Source organism: Mesorhizobium sp. M8A.F.Ca.ET.165.01.1.1, assembly GCF_004792065.1.
GTDB lineage: Bacteria > Pseudomonadota > Alphaproteobacteria > Rhizobiales > Rhizobiaceae > Mesorhizobium.
Window position 1 is genome coordinate 441,050 of the sequence record NZ_SRTH01000004.1, and the last position, 17,002, is coordinate 458,051.

Consider the following 17,002-nt stretch of genomic DNA (forward strand, 5'->3'; position numbering starts at 1 on the left):
AGGATACAATCGTGACAGACCACATTCTAGTCGAGCGCCAGGGCGCGATCCAGATCATCCGCATGAACCGCCCCGACAAGAAGAACGCGCTGACGCGCGCCATGTATGCGACGATGTCGGCGGCCCTTGCCGAAGGCGACGCCGATCCGGCGATCCGCGTCCATGTCTTTCTCGGCGTGCCCGGCGCCTTCTCCTCCGGCAACGACCTCGGCGACTTCATGGTGGTGGCCACTGGCGGCGATGGTGGCACGGAGGTCTGGGATTTCCTGATGGCGCTGGCGCGGGTCGAGAAACCGATGGTCTCGGGCGTCGACGGCATCGCGGTCGGCATCGGCACCACGATCAACCTGCATTGCGACCTGACCTTCGCCACGCCACGCACCGTGTTCCGCACGCCCTTCGTCGATCTCGGCCTCGTGCCCGAGGCCGGATCGAGCCTTTTGGCGCCGCGCATCCTCGGCCAGCAAGCTGCGTTTGCGCTGCTCGGCCTCGGCGAGGGCTTTTCGGCCGAGCGGGCGAAGGCCGTCGGGCTGATCTACGAGGTGGTCGAGGAAGGCGCGCTGGAGGCTTCGGTGCTGGCGGCGGCTGGCCAGATCGCGGCCAAGCCGCCGCAGGCACTGAGGATCGCGCGCGACCTGATGCGTGGCTCACGCGACGACCTCGTCGCCCGCATCGGGGTAGAGAGCGAGCATTTCCGCGAGCGGCTGAAATCCGACGAGGCGCGCGCCGCCCTCACGGCATTCATGACCAGGAAAAAGGGCTGAACCTTACCCTTTCAGGGATACAGCCTCGTCTTGCTCCAGCCACCATCGGCGTCGCGCGAGAAGACCACTCGGTCATGCAGCCGGAACGGCCTGTCGTGCCAGAATTCGATGGTCTTCGGTACGATGCGGAAGCCCGACCAATGTTTCGGTCGCGGGATATCGCCGATGGCATAACGCGCCGTGTATTCGGCGACCGCCTTTTCCAGCGCGAAGCGGCTTTCCAGCGGTCGCGATTGCTTCGAGGCCCAGGCGCCGATGCGGCTGCCGCGCGGGCGCGTCGCATAATAGGCGTCGGCCTCGGCATTGTTGACGATCTCGACTGGACCGCGCACGCGCACTTGCCGGCGCAGCGATTTCCAATGGAAACACATCGCCGCCTTCATGCTGCCTAGAATCTCATGGCCCTTGGCGCTCTCGAAATTCGTGTAGAACACGAAGCCGCTTTCATCGAACCCCTTGAGCAGCACCATCCGTACGTCCGGCATGCCCTCGGCATCGACGGTCGCCAGCGCCACGCCGTTGGCGTCGTTGATTTCGCTCTTGGTGGCGTCGTCCAGCCATGCGGCAAAAAGGCGAAACGGCTCGGCGGCCTGGGTAAAGTCACCGCTTGTTAACTCTGCATCACTCATAGTTTTTCTCAAATTGTCACGAAATCAGGGAGGTTGCCGATTGTCGCGTATCGCGCAAGCTTTTGACAGCAGGCAATGGGGCGTTATCGCTTCGGCCAGCGCGAAAGTTGCGATCGTGTCAATCGCCCTGCCGCTTGCTGGCTGCGGCGCGGGAGGCTTCAGCCTTGAGAAAGCCGAAGTCGACCGCTCGATCCTGACCTCAAGCACATCGGCTTCGGCCAAGCCGGCCGATTCGGATCGCGACTCCGACCAGACGACGATCGGCAACGCGGTATCGTCCGCCGACATCGAGCAACTCGGTGGCCAGGCCGTGCCCTGGGCCAATGCCGGCACCGGCTCGCGCGGCTCCATCACGGAACTGGCGGAATTGAAGGACAGCGGCCAGACGTGCCGCCGCTTCAAGGCTTCGCGCGAGAGCTTTGACGGCGTTGCCATGTTCGAGGGCGAACTGTGTCTTGCCAGTGCCGGCGGCTGGCGCATGCAGGGCTTCAAGGCGCTCTGATTTTCCAGCTTTGATATGACGCACCGCTACTGGAATTTCTTCCTATGCGAGCGCATATAGGAGGCAAGTATGGACTCAACTCATTTCCAGGGCAGGAAGCATGCGCGACCCCTATGAGGTCCTGGGCGTTGCAAAGAACGCATCGGCCAAGGACATAAAATCGGCGTACCGGAAACTCGCCAAGAAGCATCATCCGGACCAGAATCCGAATGATCCCAAGGCGAAGGACCGTTTTGCCGCGGCCAATCAGGCCTATGAGGTCATCGGCGACGAGAAGAACCGTGCCGCTTTCGATCGTGGCGAGATCGACGCCGACGGCAAGCCGCGTTTCCAGGGTTTTGAAGGCGCGGCCGGTGGCGGCGACCCCTTTGCCGGGTTTCGCCGCCAGCAACAGGGCGCCGGCGGCTCGCGATTCGAGTTCCGCTCGGGCCGTCCAGGTGGCGATCCGTTCGACGGCAACAGCGACATCTTCAGCCAGATTTTCGGCGATGCCTTTTCAGGCGCGCGCGGGCCAGGCGCAGGCGACCGCCGCCAGCCGGCGACATCGGCCGATTTGAACGTCACGCTCGACATTACCATCGAGGAAGCCGCGAACGCCGAAAAGGTGACGGCGATGTTCCCGGACGGCCGCAAGGTGGCGGTCAAGCTGCCGGCCTATGTCGAGGATGGCCAAACCATCCGTTTGAAAGGCCAGGGTGAGCAGGGGCCGGGCCAGCCCGGCGACGCACTGGTCAAGATTCACATCCGTCGCCATCCGCGCTACCGCATCGAGGGCCGCGACCTGCACGCCGATCTGCCGGTGACGCTGGCGGATGCGGTGCTGGGCGCCAAGGTGCCGGTCGAGACGCCGACCGGCAGACTCGCGGTCAATGTTCCCGCCTGGTCGAGCTCGGACAAGGTCCTGCGGCTCAAGGGCAGGGGCCTGCCCGAGAAAGCCGGCGGCCATGGCGATCTCTACGCGCATGTGCGCATCATGCTGCCGGAAGGCGGCGACAGCGCGCTCGAATCGCTGTTGCGTGGCCAAAAAGGCTGATCGAGAGCTTTGTCCCCCGAACTGTCCGGTTTGAACGCTTGAAGGGGCTGTGTGCCTGTGCGATAGGCACTCCACAAAGCAGAAACCTTGCGGAGAGCGCTGACATGGCGGGTGGACAGGGCCTAATGGCCGGCAAGCGCGGCCTTATTCTTGGCGTCGCCAACAACAGGTCGATCGCCTATGGCATTGCCAAGGCCTGCGTCGATCACGGCGCAGAGATCGCACTGACCTATCAGGGCGAAGCCTTCAAGAAACGAGTCGAACCGCTGGCGGCGGAGCTGGGCGCCTTTGTCGCCGGCCATTGCGACGTCACCGACCCCGCGAGTTTGGACGAGGTTTTCGCCAACGTCGCCAAGCATTGGGGCAAGCTCGATTTCCTCGTCCACGCCATCGCTTTTTCCGACAAGGACGAGCTGACCGGCCGCTATGTCGAGACGACGCGGGACAATTTCCTGCGCACCATGGACATTTCGGTCTATTCCTTCACCACCATCGCCAAGCGCGCCGAAGCGCTGATGACCGAGGGCGGTTCGCTGCTGACGCTGACCTATTACGGCGCCGAGAAGGTGATGCCGCACTATAACGTCATGGGCGTCGCCAAGGCGGCACTCGAGGCCAGCGTGCGTTACCTCGCGGTTGATCTTGGCGCCAAGAAGATCCGCGTCAACGCGATTTCCGCCGGCCCGATCAAGACGCTTGCCGCCTCCGGCATCGGCGATTTCCGCTACATCCTGAAGTGGAACGAATACAATTCGCCACTGAAACAGACGGTCACGCAGGAAGAAGTCGGCGATTCCGGGGTCTATTTCCTGTCCGACCTGTCGCGTGGCGTCACCGGCGAGGTGCACCATGTCGATTCCGGCTATCACGTCGTCGGCATGAAGGCGGTCGACGCGCCGGATATTTCGACGGTCAAGGATTAGTTCTCTCCGCCTGTCCTGCGTCCAGGCCCTGGCCCGATCTCCGGAAGAGCTGATGTATCCGCTGGTTTATATCGTGCGCCACGGCCAGACCGCGTGGAACGCCGAGTTCCGGCTTCAGGGCCAGGCCGACACCGATCTCAATGCTCTCGGCCGCGAGCAGGCGACCGGAAACGGGCATCGGCTGGCCGAACTCGTCGGCGTTCCACAGGAATTCGACTTCGTCGCCAGTCCGATGAGACGCACGCGCGAGACGATGGAACGCATCCGCGCCGCCATGAAGCTCGATCCGCTCGCCTACCGAACCGATATCAGGCTCATTGAAGTCAATTTCGGCGATTGGCAGAGTTTTACCTTTGCCGAGCTCGAGACGCGGTCTACCGGGGCAAGCAGGACCCGTGCTCGCGACAAATGGAATTTTCAGCCGCCGGGCGAAGGTGCCGAGAGCTACCAGATGCTGCTCGAGCGGGTGAAGCCATGGTTCGACGAGATCGACCGCGAGACGATTTGTGTCACGCATGGCGGCGTCATGCGCACCCTGTTTCGCTTCGTGCTTGATATGCCCGAGGACGAAGCCGCGAACCTGGAGATACCGCAGGATCGCGTGCTCAAACTTGAAGGCAGGAGCCTGGAGTGGCTTTAGGGCGCCTGATGACGGCCTATTGCTAATGCATGTCGCCCAAAAGTGACCTCGGTTTTGGGGAAGACGACATGCATAAAAACAAAGACCTAAAGCGCGTCGCGACGCGCTTTAGTTCGTGTCGCCGTCTCCCGGCAACTGCATGTCGGTGACGACGTTTTCGCCATCGGTAACATCGTAAGCGATGACGATGTCCATGCCCGGCTTCAGCGCGTCGAGATCGGTTTCGGCGTTCAGCTTGTAGGATTTGCCGTCGTCCAGCGTCAGGGTCAGCGCATCCTTGTCGACCTTCTTGATCAGGCCTTCGGTCTGGCCGGCAAAGGCGGCGGTGGAAAGCAACAGCGTGGCGGCAACAGCGCCAATCAGGGTACGCATTATCGTCCTCTTTGGTCATTGCGCCGGCCTGGGTGGCGGCGGGTCCTCAACGGCGGATGGAAGAAAGCAGAAACCAGCCGAATGTGTCAAAACTTAAACGGCGGGGATGACAGTTTGACCACTGTGGAAAACGCCAATAGAAGGCAGGCTTCAGCCGGTTTTGATGCCGGGCAGGGCGCTTTTCCATGTCTCACAACACGTTTGGCCATCTTTTCCGCGTCACCACCTGGGGCGAGAGCCATGGCGCGGCGCTCGGCTGTGTGATCGATGGCTGTCCGCCGGGCATCCGTTTCACGCGCGATGAAATCCAGGCCGAACTGGACAAGCGCCGCCCGGGCCAGTCGCGCTTCGTCACCCAGCGCCGCGAACCGGACGAGGTGAAGATCCTCTCGGGCTTTGTCCTCGACGAGGACGGCGCGACGATGATCACCACCGGCACGCCGGTGTCGATGCTGATCGAGAATGTCGACCAGCGCTCGAAGGACTATGGCGAGATCGCCCGCCAGTTCCGACCGGGCCATGCCGACTACACCTACGACGTCAAATACGGCATACGCGACTATCGCGGCGGCGGCCGCTCCTCGGCGCGCGAGACGGCGGCCAGGGTCGCCGCCGGCGCGCTCGCCCGCAAGGTGGTGCCGGGCATGGTGGTGCGCGGCGCGTTGGTGTCGATGGGCGAAAAGGCGATCGATCGTGCCAACTGGAACTGGAATTTCATCGGCGATGCGGAGAACCCGTTCTTCACCCCGGATCCGGCTTCCGTGCCTGTCTTCACGCAGTACCTCGACGGCATCCGCAAGGCCGGCTCTTCGGTCGGCGCGGTGATCGAGATCGTCGCTGACGGTGTGCCTGCCGGCCTCGGCGCGCCGATCTACGCCAAGCTCGACCAGGATATCGCCTCCGGCCTGATGTCGATCAACGCCGTCAAGGGCGTCGAGATCGGCAATGGTTTCGAGGCCTCGCGTATCACTGGGGAACAGAATGCGGACGAGATGCGCATGGGCAATGACGGCAAGCCGGTCTTCCTCTCCAACAATGCCGGCGGCATCCTCGGCGGCATCTCCACCGGGCAGGCGATCGTCGCGCGCTTTGCCGTCAAGCCGACCTCGTCGATCCTGACGCCGCGCAAATCCATCGACAAGGACGGCAACGACGTGGAGGTGATGACCAAGGGTCGCCACGACCCCTGCGTCGGCATCCGAGCCGTGCCGATCGGCGAGGCCATGGTTGCCTGCGCCATCGCCGACCACTATCTGCGGCACCGAGGACAGACAGGAAAGGGAATAGGCAGTAGGGATTAGGCATTAGGCCAGTCTGCCCGCCCGAAAGAGCCAAAGTTTCCTTTCCCTACTGCCTATTTCCTCCGAGCGAAGCGAGCATTTCCATGCCTTACGACCAGAAGAAGATCGTCGAAGCCATCCGGGCTTTCGAACGCGGCGAGATCGTCGTCGTCATGGACGATGATGGGCGTGAGAACGAGGGCGACCTGATCGTCGCCGCCGTCCACTGCACGCCGGAGAAGATGGCCTTCATCGTGCGCAACACGTCGGGCATCGTCTGCACGCCGATGCCGCGCGAAGAAGCCAAGCGGCTGAACCTCGCGCCGATGGTCGCCGACAATGATTCGGCCCACACCACCGCCTTCACCGTCAGCGTCGACTTCAAGCACGGCACGACGACAGGCATTTCAGCCGACGACCGCACGCTGACCGTGCGCAATCTTGCCAACGGCAATGTCGGCGCTTCGGATTTCGTCCGCCCCGGCCACATCTTCCCGCTCATCGCGCGTGAAGGCGGCGTCTTGATGCGCTCGGGCCATACCGAGGCGGCCGTGGATTTGTGCAAGCTCGCTGGCCTGCCGCCAATCGGTGTCATTTCCGAACTGGTCAATGATGACGGCACCGTCAAGCGCGGCCCGCAGGTACAGGCTTTCGCGGAGCAACACGGCCTGAAGCAGGTTTCGGTCGCCGATCTGATCGCTTACCGGCAACGCAAGGAAACGCTGGTCGAGCGCGTCGCCTGCTCCGACATCGAAACGCTGGGCGGCAAGGCGCAGGTCTTCACCTACACGCTGCCCTGGGACACGATGCATCACGTCGCCATCGTCTTCGGCGACATCCGCGACGGCGAGGACGTCCCGGTGCGGCTGCATTCGGAGGATGTGGTGACCGATGTGTTCGGCACCAGCCACCGGCTGGACGCCATCATGAAGGCGATGGGCGAGCGCAAGCGCGGCGTCATCGTCTATCTCAGAGAGGGCTCGGTCGGCGTCGCCCACCAGGAGCGCAATCGGCCGGTGTCGGGCGACCGCGAGGACCATGAAGAGGCGCGCCGGCGCGAGAGCGAATGGCGCGAGATCGGGCTTGGCGCCCAGATCCTGAAGGATCTCGGCATTTCCTCGATCAACCTGATCGCCTCACGCGAGCGCCACTATGTCGGCCTCGAAGGCTTTGGCATTCATATCGCCAGGACCGAGATTATCTGAGCTCAACAAACCCTGGCGGTCATTCGGCAGGGATTGCCGCCTCGCATCCTTCCAACTCGCATTCGTGGGTGGCGAGGCTGCGCTGGCCGAGCAGCACCGTAACCAATGCGATAACGCCTGATGCAACCGAAACCCAGAACCCGTTCTGGGCGCCGAACGCATCCACCACCGCGCCGGCGGCGAAGGAACCGAGCGCCATACCGATGCCGATGCCGGTCATCACCCAGGTGATGCCTTCGGTCAGCATCGCTTCCGGCACATGCCGTTCGATCAGGCCGAAGGCGGTGATGAAGGTCGGCGAGATCGCCACGCCGCTGATGAACACGGTCAGCGCCAGCAGCGGCACCGTACCGGCGGTGAGCGGCAAAAGCGTGCCAAGCGCGACCAGGGCGACCGCGATTGCCAACTGGCGTTGCAGCGGTGCTTGCAGGTTGAGGGCGCCGACGATGATGCCGAGCACGAACGATCCTAGCGCATAGACGCCGATGACAAGGCTGGCGGCGCCCGGCTGGCCGAATTCCCCAGTGATGGCCACGGTGCTCACCTCCGTCGTCGCGAAGGTCGCGCCGATGAAAATCAGGGCAAGGGTGATGATCTGCACCGGCCGCAGCCTTATTGCCGAGCCGCTCGTGGCACGGTCCACCGGCCGCACCTGCGGTTCGGTCGAGCGCTGCAGGATGAAGGCCGTCGAACCGATGGCGAGGAGCACGGTGCTGACCAGCACGCCGGCTTCGGGAAAGAGACCCGCACTGAGCCCCACCGACAGCGACGCGCCGGCGATATAGACCAGCTCGTCCGCCGCCGATTCGAAGGCGAAAGCGGTGTTCATCTGCGGCCGTCCTCGGAAAATCTCGGTCCAGCGGGCGCGCACCATTGCCGGCATGCTGGGCATGGCTGCGGCCGCCAGTGTCGAGACGAACAGCGTCCAGACCGGCCAATCCTGATTGGCTGCCGCGATGAGAACCGCGAAGGCAATCACGGTGATGATGGTGGTGGGGACCACGATGCGTGTCTGGCCCAGACGGTCCACCAGCCTTGATATTTGCGGCGCCACGAAAGCGTTGCCCAGCGCGAAAGTCGCCGAGACCGCGCCGGCCAGCCAGTATTCGCCACGCGTTTGAGACAGCATCGCGACGATGCCGATCGGTGCCATGGCGATCGGCAGGCGCGCCAGGAAGCCGGCGGCCGCAAAGCCTTTGGTTCCGGGGGCTCGAAAGATTTCCGAATAGGGGTTTTGCATGGCTGGTTCCTCGACAAAGGATGATGCGACAATTACATACGATGCGTATGAATGTCAGATAGTTCATACGTAGCGTATGTCAATTGGCATACGAGACGTATGTGGATAGGTCCAGAACCATGCACAGACCCCGCAAGGAGATGATTGCCGAGACGCGAGCCAAGCTGATCACGGCGGCCCGCCAGGCTTTCGGCACCATTGGCTACGCCGAAGCGTCGATGGACGATTTCACCGCATCGGCCGGGCTGACGCGCGGCGCCCTCTATCATCATTTCGGCGACAAGAAGGGACTGCTGCAGGCGGTTATCGCCGAAATCGACGCGGAAATGGCTGCACGGGTTAATGAGGTCGCGGCGAGGGCGCCGACCCGCTGGCAGCATTTCGTCGACGAATGCACGACCTACATCGAAATGGCGCTGGAGCCGGAAATCCAGCGCATCATGTTCCGGGACGGTCCGGCCGTGCTGGGAGACCCGGCGCAATGGTCGAATGCCAATGCCTGCGTCGGTTCAATGACCGATCATCTGACGGCGCTGCAACAGGAGGGGATGGTGGTGCCGGGCGTCGATCCCGAAACGGCGGCGCGATTGATCAACGGTGCGAGCAGTCAGGCCGCACAGCGGATCGCCAACTCGAACGATCCCGAAGCGACGTCGAGGAAGGTGGTGGCCGCATTCAAGCAACTGCTCGAAGGCCTGCTCGAGAAACCGGAAGCGCGGTCAAACTGAGCCGCCGCGGCGCTTCCGCCACCGCCTGCAATTGACAATAGCCGGTTTGGGCGCATCCTCCCCAGCCATCTCTGAGGGGAGAATCGGGCATGTGGGATTTCGATATCGGCAGGTCGGTGTCCATCATGATGCGGACCTGGCCTTTCATTGTCTTTCGCATGATCGTCTATTTCGGCATCACGCTGGCCTACATCATGGCCACCGGCACCGGTGCCTCGGTCGGCTACGGCGTCGGCCATATCTCCACCGATCCGGACGGACCGTTGTCCTTTGCCCTTTGGGGCGGTGTGGTCGGTTTCGGCGTCGTCTCGATCGCTGTCTACTGGCTGCGCGAATACATCCTCTACGTCGTCAAGGCCGGCCATATCGCCGTCATGGTGCATCTCATCGACGGGCATGACGTTCCCGACGGCCAGAACCAGATCGCCTACGCGAAAGAGGTTGTGACCGAGCGCTTTGCCGAGGCGAACATCCTTTTCGTCGTCGACCAGTTGGTCAAGGGCGCCATCCGCGCCATCACCGGCCTGCTGGGTGGCATCGCGGCCTTCCTGCCCATCCCAGGCCTGAGCGGCCTGGTCTCGTTCCTCAACACGGTGATCCGGCTATCGCTGACCTATGTCGACGAGATCATTCTCGGCTACAACATCCGCATCAATTCGTCCTCGCCGTTCGAGACGGCGCGCCAAGGCGTGGTGCTCTACGCCCAGAACGGCAAGACCATGGTCAAGAACGCCGTCTGGCTGGCGGTCATCATGTGGGGCGTGTCTTTCGTGATTTTCCTGCTGATGCTGGCTCCGGCAGCCGCCATTCTTTATGTCATGCCCGGGCAACTCGCCGGCTGGGCTTTCGTGCTCGCCATCGTCTTTGCCTGGGCTTTCAAGGCGGCCTTCATCGAGCCATTCGCCATTGCCTGCCTGATGCAGGTCTATTTCAGGACCATCGAGGGCCAGGTGCCTGATCCGGCCTGGGACGCCAGGCTGGCCGAAGCCTCATCGAAGTTCCGGGAACTCAAGGACAAGGCGCTGTCCACCTTCGGCGGCTCGCGCTGGGGCACGGCCGGCGCGACGCGCTGATCGGCGGGGCTGGCGGGCGCACCTGCGACGGTGTCGAGGCGCGCCACCGCCGATTTGAGCGGTGCCTCACCCTGGCCGCAAAACGTCTCGCTCATGATCAGGTCGGGCAGCGGCAGGCGTCGGCCCCAGCCATGTGTTTCGAGGTCGGGTTTCGGCGCGAACTCCGAGACACGACCGACGCAGAGATAGGCGACCGGCGTCACGTGGTCGGGGACAGACAGCAGGCTTTTCAGCGCTTGCGCCTCGATGATGCTGACCCAGCCGACGCCAACACCCTCGGTGCGTGCCGCCAGCCAGAAATTCTGCACCGCGCAGACCGTGCTGTAGAGGTCCATTTCCGGGTTGTGCCAGCGCCCCAGCGGCGAGCCTTTCGAGCGCTCGCGGTCGCAGGTGATACAGATGTTGAATGCGCTTTCGCAAATGCCTTCAAGCTTGAGCTTGCGGTAGAGCGCCTGCCGGTCTGCCTCGATTGCCGGCAGTTCCTGCTCACGCGCGGCAAGGAACAGGTCGCGCACCTCCGCCCGTCGCTTGGCATCGCGGATGACGATGAAGTTCCAGGGTTGCATGAAGCCGACCGATGGCGCGTGGTGGGCGGCAAGCAGCAGCCGCGCCAGCACTGCATCGTCGATCGCCTCCGATGTAAAATGGCTGCGGACGTCGCGCCGCGTGAACATGGCGCGATAAACCGCGTCACGCGCTATCTGATCAAATCCATCGCCCATTGGAGCGGTCATGGCTTCCGGCATCGCTTGTCCCCTTGCGATTGCAGCAGTTCAAATTCTCAGAGCGAACTTTGCGCGTCCAAGAGGACCCACATCGCTCTGATGTCATCCGCCTGACCATGCGGATGACGATGCCTGCCAGGCCGGTCTTCTGGCTCGGGATCAACCCGCGTCCGGTGCCTTCCCGTCATCGACAGTGGCATTTACCGGCGCGGTCCCCCTTACAGCGTTGGGCACGCCACGGAATTTAACCGTGTTCCCGATTCTCCCGCCGGAGCATTTGCAGCCAAGTGAAATCATTTGGCGTCGCAGAATGCGGCTAAAACAAACAGACCGGCAGGCACCAGGCAGTGGCGGCAACCTTACGCCGAAGCCCCGGCGGCGCCAATCCCCGCAGCGACGCCAATGGACGCAGGCGTGATTTTCCCCAGCGATCAAGCCGCCACGCATGGCCATTACGGCGTCGGGGCACTAGATAGGGGAGATGGCTACCCGTCTCTACACGCACCCCATCTTTCTCGAACACGTCACCCCGCCGGGCCACCCCGAGCGGCCCGACCGCCTGCGCGCCATCGAGCGCGTGCTCGACGACGAAGCTTTTGCCGCGCTCGACCGCGTCGAGGCTCCGCAAGGCGACGAGGCGACGATCCTCTACGCGCATCCCGCCGATTTCGTCGCGCGTGTCCGCGCCGCCATCCCCGACGAAGGCATTGCCCACATCGACGCCGATACCACCGCCAGCCCGAAGAGCTGGCAGGCCGCGATCACGGCGATCGGCGCCGCCAACGCCGCCGTCGACGATGTCTTTGCGGGGCGGGCCGACAATGTCTTCGTCGCCGCCCGTCCGCCCGGCCACCATGCCGAAAAGACCACGGCAATGGGCTTCTGCTTCTTCAACACGGCGGCGATCGCTGCCCGCTATGCGCAGAAGAGGCACGGCGCCGAGCGTGTCGCCGTCGTCGACTGGGACGTGCATCACGGCAACGGCACGCAGGATATTTTCTGGGACGATCCGTCGGTGCTCTATTGCTCGACGCACCAGATGCCGTTGTACCCAGGCACCGGGGCGAAGAACGAGACCGGTGCCGGCAACATCGTCAACGCGCCGCTGGCGCCACAGACCGGCAGCGAGGTGTTTCGCGATGCCTTCCTGTCGCGCGTGCTGCCATCGCTCGACAATTTCGCCCCCGACCTGATCATCATTTCGGCCGGCTTCGACGCGCACCACCGCGACCCGCTGGCCGAGATCAATCTGACCGAGGACGATTTCGACTGGGCGACCGGCCAACTGATGCAGCGCGCCGCACGCCACGGCGGCAACCGGCTCGTCAGCCTGCTCGAGGGTGGCTACGATCTGCAAGGATTGGCATTTTCGGTCGCCGCCCATGTCGGGCGACTGATGAAAGGATGAATGATGAGCGGTGAGATCAACGAAGACGTCAAGGCGATGAGCTTCGAACAGGCACTCGACGCGCTGGAGAAGATCGTCGATGATCTGGAGCGCGGCGACGTGCCGCTCGACCAGTCGATCCGGATCTACGAGCGCGGCGAGGCGCTGAAGGCGCATTGCGACCGCTTGCTGAAGGCAGCCGAGGACAAGGTCGAGAAGATCAGGCTGTCGCGCGATGGCAAGCCGGTTGGAACCGAGCCGCTCGACGCGGACTAAGGCGCCCTCGCAGTCTTACCGATTTTTGGACACGATCATGATTGAGGATACAGTTCGTCCCGATTGAAACGGACAAGAGGAGGTTTGGAAACGATGTGCAGAAACATCAAGACCCTGTTCAATTTTGATCCGCCGGCAACCAACGACGAAGTCCGCGACGCGGCACTCCAGTTTGTCCGCAAGCTGAGTGGAACGACGCGGCCGTCGAAACAGAACCAGCATGCGTTCGATCATGCTGTCGAAGCCATCGCGGCATCGGCACGCGAATTGCTTGATTCCCTCGAAACCCACCAGCATCCGCGCAATCGCGAAGAGGTGGCGGCCAAACTAAGAGCAAAGGCCGCGATCCGCTTTGCCTGATGCGGCTGATGCAGCCACCGAGCGCTGACCAGGAGAGTTCATGAGCTTCTTCCCGGGGAAAGACCCTGAGGCCGGCGATGCCTTCGCCAGCGACCAGATCGAGTTGATGGTCATCCCCAACGCCAAGGATATTGGCGGCTTCGAAGTGCGCCGCGCGTTGCCGACCGCCAAGAGGCGGCTGGTCGGGCCGTTCATCTTCTTCGACCGCATGGGCCCGGCCATCCTGCGCGCCGGCCAGGCGCTCGATGTCCGTCCGCACCCGCATATCGGCCTGTCGACCGTGACCTATCTGTTCGACGGCAAGATCCGGCATCGCGATTCGCTCGGCACCGAAATGGTGATCCAGCCCGGCGACGTGAACCTGATGACCGCGGGCCGTGGCATCGTCCATTCCGAGCGCACGCCACAGGAATTGCGCGGCGCGCCGATGTCCATCTCCGGCTTGCAGACTTGGCTGGCACTGCCCGATGGCAAGGAAGAGGTTGCGCCGGTGTTCGAGAACACAGCGGCGCTTCGGCTTCCCGAGATCGATGCCGACGGCGTCAGCGGGCGCGTCGTCATCGGTGATTTCCAGGGATTGCGGTCTCCGGTGCGGGCGGACTCCGAAACGCTCTACGCTGATTTGCGGCTGGCGCCCGGTGCCAGTGTCAAAATCCCGGCCGATGCGGAAGAGCGCGCCATCTATACGCTGGAAGGCGAGGTCTCGATTTCGGGCGACGTCTTTCCGGCGGAACGGCTGCTGGTGTTCCGCCCCGGCGACGAGATCGTCATATCATCGCTGACCGGGGCGCATTTCATGCTGTTCGGCGGCGCCTCGCTCGGTTCGAAGCGCTACATCTGGTGGAATTTCGTCTCCTCGTCCAAGGAGCGCATCGAGCAGGCCAAGCAGGAATGGAAGACCGGCCGCTTCGATATCGTTCCTGGCGATGAGAAGGAATTCATTCCGCTGCCGGAAGGCTGAGCGGATCGAGAGGCTGGCCGTCCGCGTCACCGACACGCATTTACTTTCGCCGGCCGGCGGCCTATCCCGCCGATGAACAGAAAGTCTGGGCCCACCGTGAACGCAACGCCGCATACGCCGCTTCTCGACAGGATTCGCATCCCGGCCGACCTGCGCACGCTGGCCGAGAGCGAATTGCCGCAATTGGCATCCGAGCTGCGCGCCGAACTGGTCGATGCCGTGTCCCGCACCGGCGGCCATCTTGGCGCCGGCCTGGGCGTGGTCGAACTGACAGTGGCGCTGCACTATGTTTTCAACACACCCGATGACCGGCTGATCTGGGATGTCGGCCACCAGGCCTATCCGCACAAGATCCTGACCGGACGCCGGGACCGCATCCGCACCTTGCGCCAGGAAGGCGGCTTGTCGGGCTTCACCCGCCGGGCCGAGAGCGAATACGACCCGTTCGGCGCCGCCCATTCCTCGACGTCGATATCGGCCGGCTTGGGCATGGCCGCCGCCCGCGACCTCTCAGGCGGCCGCAACAATGTCATTTCCGTCATCGGCGACGGCGCAATGTCGGCCGGCATGGCTTATGAGGCGATGAACAATGCCGGCGCGCTCGATGCCCGGCTCATCGTCATCCTCAACGACAACGACATGTCGATCGCGCCGCCGACCGGCGCCATGAGCGCCTATCTGGCGCGACTGGCTTCCGGCAAGACCTATGTCGGCCTGCGCGACTTCGGCAAGAAGCTGACCTCCTATCTCGGCAAGCGGGCCGATCGCGCCATCACGCGGGCGGTCGAGCATGCGCGCGGCTACGTCACCGGCGGCACTTTGTTTGAGGAACTCGGCTTCTATCACATCGGCCCTATCGACGGTCACAATCTGGAACATCTGATTCCGGTCCTGAAAAATGTCCGCGACAACGGCAAGGGCCCGGTGCTGATCCATGTCGTCACCCAGAAGGGCAAGGGCTATGCGCCGGCGGAAGCCGCCGCGGACAAGTATCACGGCGTCAACAAATTCGACGTCATCACCGGCGCGCAGGCCAAGGCGCCGGCCAACGCGCCGGCCTACACCAAGGTGTTCGCCGAAAGCCTGATCCAGGAGGGCCGCGAGGACGACCGCATCGTTGCCGTCACCGCCGCCATGCCGAGCGGCACCGGCCTTGACCTGTTCGGCGAGGTGTTCCCGTCAAGGACCTTCGATGTCGGCATCGCCGAGCAGCATGCGGTGACCTTTGCCGCCGGCCTGGCATCGGAAGGCTACAAGCCGTTCGCGGCGATCTATTCGACCTTCCTGCAGCGCGCCTACGATCAGGTCGTCCATGACGTCGCGATCCAGAAACTGCCCGTGCGTTTCCCCATCGATCGCGCCGGCTTCGTCGGCGCCGACGGCGCCACCCATTGTGGAGCGTTCGACACCACCTTCCTGGCAAGCCTGCCGGGCTTTGTGGTGATGGCGGCGGCCGACGAGGCGGAACTGCGCCACATGGTGCGCACCGCCGCCGGCTATGACGACGGGCCGATAGCCTTCCGCTATCCGCGCGGTAACGGCGTCGGCGTCGACATGCCGGAGCGCGGCTCGGTTCTCGACATCGGCAAAGGCCGCATCGTCCGGGAAGGCAGCAAGGTCGCCCTGCTGTCCTTCGGCACAAGGCTGCAGGATTGCCTTGCCGCCGCCGAGGAACTCGGCGCGGCCGGGCTTTCCACCACGGTTGCCGATGCCCGCTTCGCCAAGCCGCTCGACCAGGATCTGATCCGGAGGCTGGCTCGCTCGCACGAGGTTCTGGTCACCGTGGAGGAGGGCGCCATCGGCGGCTTCGCCAGCCATGTGCTGCAGCTCCTTGCCCAAGAAGGATTGCTGGAGAGCGGCCTGAAGGTACGCCCGCTGGTTCTGCCCGACGTGTTCGCCGATCACGCCAAGCCGGAAAAGATGTATGCCGACGCCGGACTCGACGCCGCCGGGATCGTGCGCACCGTTTTCACCGCCCTCGGCCACACGGTCCGCGCCCAGCGCGCCTGAATCAAAATCTGAACAGTCTGACTCAGTTTGCCGGCTTGATTTCATAACGCATTGTTAACGCTGCCGTTTGGCCTTTCGCTTACCGTGTCCCTTGGCCGTTTTTCAACGGCGCCCTGCTAGACAGCAGCCAGGCAGGGAGACAACGAAAATGAAGACGCTTCTGTGCGGCACGGCCCTCTTGGCCGTGATAGTGGTACCGGCTGCCGCCGAGACGCCCTACGACCGCAATCTTGAAAAGGCGGCGACAGGGATTGTCGCCGGCAAGATGGGCGGTATCCGCGGCGGCTTTTCCTACAAGCAGATGCCGCAGCTTGTGGTCGTGCCCAACGCCGCACCTCAGCCCGCTGTTACGACCGAGCATCCACGTGAACAGGCGTCGGGCAACCGGAACGATGGTCTGTCTCCGGCTATCGAGCGCCAGGTTCCGCGAACCATCTTCTAAAACCACATATCGCGCACGCAGCGACCATCGCGTGGCAAATCGTCGAAAGAGTCGAGGCCATCGAAATGGTCGATCGGCAGGTCGGCAACGGCTTCGGGTGGCGCCAGCCGCACATTGACGGCGATGCGTATTCGGCCAGAATCGCTGGCGCGCAAGCCGCGCCAGGCCAGCACACAGGCGCAGGTCGGGCAGAACAGGACTTCGAGCGACGGCGTGTCCTTTCCGGCGCGCCTATAGCTGGCCGTCGGCCCCGAAACGCGAATGCGCTCGTCGACATAATCATAGGCCCAGAGCGCGCCATAGCGGCGGCAAAGCGTGCAGTTGCAGGCGGTCACCGGGCCGGGATCGCCCTCCAGGGTCCAGTGGGTCGCGCCGCAGTGGCAGGTTCCCGTCAGCATTCGTTCTCCCCGGATTCCCCGATGGAGGCTGTCCCCGACGGCCATTTTGCCGGA

The 17,002-nt window shown here is 63.5% G+C and carries 19 protein-coding genes, 1 pseudogene and 1 riboswitch; of the genes and pseudogenes, 15 read left to right on the forward strand and 5 right to left on the reverse strand.

Translation table 11 applies throughout. From position 1 onward, the window contains the following. Window positions 1–11 precede the first annotated feature (11 nt). On the forward strand, window positions 12–764 hold the full coding sequence (locus EN808_RS15360) for a crotonase/enoyl-CoA hydratase family protein (RefSeq protein WP_127280933.1): 753 nt from the start codon (window positions 12–14) through the stop codon (window positions 762–764). Window positions 765–775: 11 nt separating this feature from the next. Here the strand turns inward: EN808_RS15360 and pdxH are convergent, their stop codons facing one another. After that, window positions 776–1,393 (reverse strand): pyridoxamine 5'-phosphate oxidase, encoded by a 618-nt coding sequence (gene pdxH / locus EN808_RS15365; protein WP_135916275.1) that lies wholly within the window; start codon window positions 1,391–1,393, stop codon window positions 776–778. Between the two features lie 40 nt (window positions 1,394–1,433). Here pdxH and EN808_RS15370 point away from each other — a divergent pair, with 40 nt between their 5' ends. The 4 genes from EN808_RS15370 (at window position 1,434) to EN808_RS15385 (ending at window position 4,491) form a co-directional block, all read left to right on the forward strand. Further along, window positions 1,434–1,895: an RT0821/Lpp0805 family surface protein gene (locus EN808_RS15370; RefSeq protein WP_127873103.1), complete on the forward strand. Its 462-nt coding sequence runs from the start codon at window positions 1,434–1,436 to the stop codon at window positions 1,893–1,895. 100 nt (window positions 1,896–1,995) lie between these two features. Beyond that, window positions 1,996–2,928, forward strand: coding sequence for a J domain-containing protein (locus EN808_RS15375; protein WP_135916276.1), 933 nt, complete (start codon window positions 1,996–1,998; stop codon window positions 2,926–2,928). A 104-nt stretch (window positions 2,929–3,032) separates the two neighbouring features. Next, entirely contained in the window at window positions 3,033–3,851 is an 819-nt protein-coding gene (fabI, locus tag EN808_RS15380) for an enoyl-ACP reductase FabI (RefSeq protein WP_015318818.1), read from the forward strand. A 52-nt stretch (window positions 3,852–3,903) separates the two neighbouring features. Further along, window positions 3,904–4,491 carry a histidine phosphatase family protein gene (locus EN808_RS15385; protein WP_135916277.1) on the forward strand — a complete coding sequence of 196 codons (588 nt, stop codon included), beginning with the start codon at window positions 3,904–3,906 and terminating at the stop codon, window positions 4,489–4,491. A 108-nt stretch (window positions 4,492–4,599) separates the two neighbouring features. Here EN808_RS15385 and EN808_RS15390 read toward each other — a convergent pair whose 3' ends face one another. Next, window positions 4,600–4,863 (reverse strand): DUF1344 domain-containing protein, encoded by a 264-nt coding sequence (locus tag EN808_RS15390; protein ID WP_127279983.1) that lies wholly within the window; start codon window positions 4,861–4,863, stop codon window positions 4,600–4,602. 185 nt (window positions 4,864–5,048) lie between these two features. Here EN808_RS15390 and aroC point away from each other — a divergent pair, with 185 nt between their 5' ends. Next, window positions 5,049–6,164 (forward strand): chorismate synthase, encoded by a 1,116-nt coding sequence (aroC, locus tag EN808_RS15395; RefSeq protein ID WP_135916278.1) that lies wholly within the window; start codon window positions 5,049–5,051, stop codon window positions 6,162–6,164. An 83-nt stretch (window positions 6,165–6,247) separates the two neighbouring features. Beyond that, complete coding sequence (ribB, locus tag EN808_RS15400; protein ID WP_135916279.1) at window positions 6,248–7,348, forward strand: 3,4-dihydroxy-2-butanone-4-phosphate synthase; 1,101 nt, start codon at window positions 6,248–6,250, stop codon at window positions 7,346–7,348. A gap of 19 nt (window positions 7,349–7,367) precedes the next feature. Here ribB and EN808_RS15405 read toward each other — a convergent pair whose 3' ends face one another. After that, entirely contained in the window at window positions 7,368–8,588 is a 1,221-nt protein-coding gene (locus tag EN808_RS15405) for an MFS transporter (RefSeq protein WP_135881531.1), read from the reverse strand. A 119-nt stretch (window positions 8,589–8,707) separates the two neighbouring features. On the opposite strand from EN808_RS15405, the gene EN808_RS15410 reads away from it, so the two are divergent. Further along, window positions 8,708–9,316 (forward strand): TetR/AcrR family transcriptional regulator, encoded by a 609-nt coding sequence (locus tag EN808_RS15410; RefSeq protein WP_135881530.1) that lies wholly within the window; start codon window positions 8,708–8,710, stop codon window positions 9,314–9,316. A gap of 89 nt (window positions 9,317–9,405) precedes the next feature. Beyond that, window positions 9,406–10,389, forward strand: a complete 984-nt coding sequence (locus EN808_RS15415; protein ID WP_245525077.1) for a hypothetical protein — start codon at window positions 9,406–9,408, stop codon at window positions 10,387–10,389. Window positions 10,390–10,556: 167 nt separating this feature from the next. Here the strand turns inward: EN808_RS15415 and bluB are convergent. Continuing rightward, a pseudogene (bluB, locus tag EN808_RS36990) lies at window positions 10,557–11,135 on the reverse strand (5,6-dimethylbenzimidazole synthase); the annotation flags it as partial. A gap of 99 nt (window positions 11,136–11,234) precedes the next feature. Continuing rightward, a riboswitch (cobalamin riboswitch) is annotated at window positions 11,235–11,417 on the reverse strand. 178 nt (window positions 11,418–11,595) lie between these two features. Here bluB and EN808_RS15425 point away from each other — a divergent pair. From EN808_RS15425 to EN808_RS15450, 6 genes are all read left to right on the forward strand, one after another. Further along, window positions 11,596–12,522: a histone deacetylase family protein gene (locus tag EN808_RS15425; RefSeq protein WP_135916281.1), complete on the forward strand. Its 927-nt coding sequence runs from the start codon at window positions 11,596–11,598 to the stop codon at window positions 12,520–12,522. 3 nt (window positions 12,523–12,525) lie between these two features. Then, window positions 12,526–12,777, forward strand: a complete 252-nt coding sequence (locus tag EN808_RS15430; protein WP_127280686.1) for an exodeoxyribonuclease VII small subunit — start codon at window positions 12,526–12,528, stop codon at window positions 12,775–12,777. Between the two features lie 93 nt (window positions 12,778–12,870). Continuing rightward, on the forward strand, window positions 12,871–13,137 hold the full coding sequence (locus EN808_RS15435) for a DUF2277 domain-containing protein (protein ID WP_027035955.1): 267 nt from the start codon (window positions 12,871–12,873) through the stop codon (window positions 13,135–13,137). A gap of 40 nt (window positions 13,138–13,177) precedes the next feature. Further along, a complete protein-coding gene (locus EN808_RS15440) occupies window positions 13,178–14,098 on the forward strand; it encodes a pirin family protein (protein WP_127280684.1) in 921 nt (306 codons plus the stop codon). Window positions 14,099–14,170: 72 nt separating this feature from the next. Next, window positions 14,171–16,108, forward strand: a complete 1,938-nt coding sequence (dxs, locus tag EN808_RS15445) for a 1-deoxy-D-xylulose-5-phosphate synthase (protein ID WP_189522192.1) — start codon at window positions 14,171–14,173, stop codon at window positions 16,106–16,108. Between the two features lie 148 nt (window positions 16,109–16,256). Beyond that, on the forward strand, window positions 16,257–16,550 hold the full coding sequence (locus EN808_RS15450) for a hypothetical protein (RefSeq protein WP_127873112.1): 294 nt from the start codon (window positions 16,257–16,259) through the stop codon (window positions 16,548–16,550). On the opposite strand, the gene EN808_RS15455 is transcribed toward EN808_RS15450, so the two are convergent. Beyond that, window positions 16,547–16,948 (reverse strand): GFA family protein, encoded by a 402-nt coding sequence (locus EN808_RS15455; RefSeq protein WP_127873113.1) that lies wholly within the window; start codon window positions 16,946–16,948, stop codon window positions 16,547–16,549. The two genes, EN808_RS15450 and EN808_RS15455, sit on opposite strands and share 4 nt — an antisense overlap. Window positions 16,949–17,002 lie beyond the last annotated feature (54 nt).

Coding starts and splice junctions, on each gene's coding strand:
- EN808_RS15455 (WP_127873113.1), bottom strand. CDS start 16,948: ATGCTGACGGGAACCTGCCACTGCGGCGCGACCCACTGGACCCTGGAG.
- EN808_RS15440 (WP_127280684.1), top strand. CDS start 13,178: ATGAGCTTCTTCCCGGGGAAAGACCCTGAGGCCGGCGATGCCTTCGCC.
- ribB (WP_135916279.1), top strand. CDS start 6,248: ATGCCTTACGACCAGAAGAAGATCGTCGAAGCCATCCGGGCTTTCGAA.
- EN808_RS15390 (WP_127279983.1), bottom strand. CDS start 4,863: ATGCGTACCCTGATTGGCGCTGTTGCCGCCACGCTGTTGCTTTCCACC.
- aroC (WP_135916278.1), top strand. CDS start 5,049: ATGTCTCACAACACGTTTGGCCATCTTTTCCGCGTCACCACCTGGGGC.
- EN808_RS15410 (WP_135881530.1), top strand. CDS start 8,708: ATGCACAGACCCCGCAAGGAGATGATTGCCGAGACGCGAGCCAAGCTG.
- pdxH (WP_135916275.1), bottom strand. CDS start 1,393: ATGAGTGATGCAGAGTTAACAAGCGGTGACTTTACCCAGGCCGCCGAG.
- EN808_RS15425 (WP_135916281.1), top strand. CDS start 11,596: ATGGCTACCCGTCTCTACACGCACCCCATCTTTCTCGAACACGTCACC.
- dxs (WP_189522192.1), top strand. CDS start 14,171: ATGAACAGAAAGTCTGGGCCCACCGTGAACGCAACGCCGCATACGCCG.
- EN808_RS15375 (WP_135916276.1), top strand. CDS start 1,996: ATGCGCGACCCCTATGAGGTCCTGGGCGTTGCAAAGAACGCATCGGCC.
- EN808_RS15430 (WP_127280686.1), top strand. CDS start 12,526: ATGAGCGGTGAGATCAACGAAGACGTCAAGGCGATGAGCTTCGAACAG.
- EN808_RS15405 (WP_135881531.1), bottom strand. CDS start 8,588: ATGCAAAACCCCTATTCGGAAATCTTTCGAGCCCCCGGAACCAAAGGC.
- EN808_RS15385 (WP_135916277.1), top strand. CDS start 3,904: ATGTATCCGCTGGTTTATATCGTGCGCCACGGCCAGACCGCGTGGAAC.
- EN808_RS15435 (WP_027035955.1), top strand. CDS start 12,871: ATGTGCAGAAACATCAAGACCCTGTTCAATTTTGATCCGCCGGCAACC.
- EN808_RS15450 (WP_127873112.1), top strand. CDS start 16,257: ATGAAGACGCTTCTGTGCGGCACGGCCCTCTTGGCCGTGATAGTGGTA.
- EN808_RS15415 (WP_245525077.1), top strand. CDS start 9,406: ATGTGGGATTTCGATATCGGCAGGTCGGTGTCCATCATGATGCGGACC.
- fabI (WP_015318818.1), top strand. CDS start 3,033: ATGGCGGGTGGACAGGGCCTAATGGCCGGCAAGCGCGGCCTTATTCTT.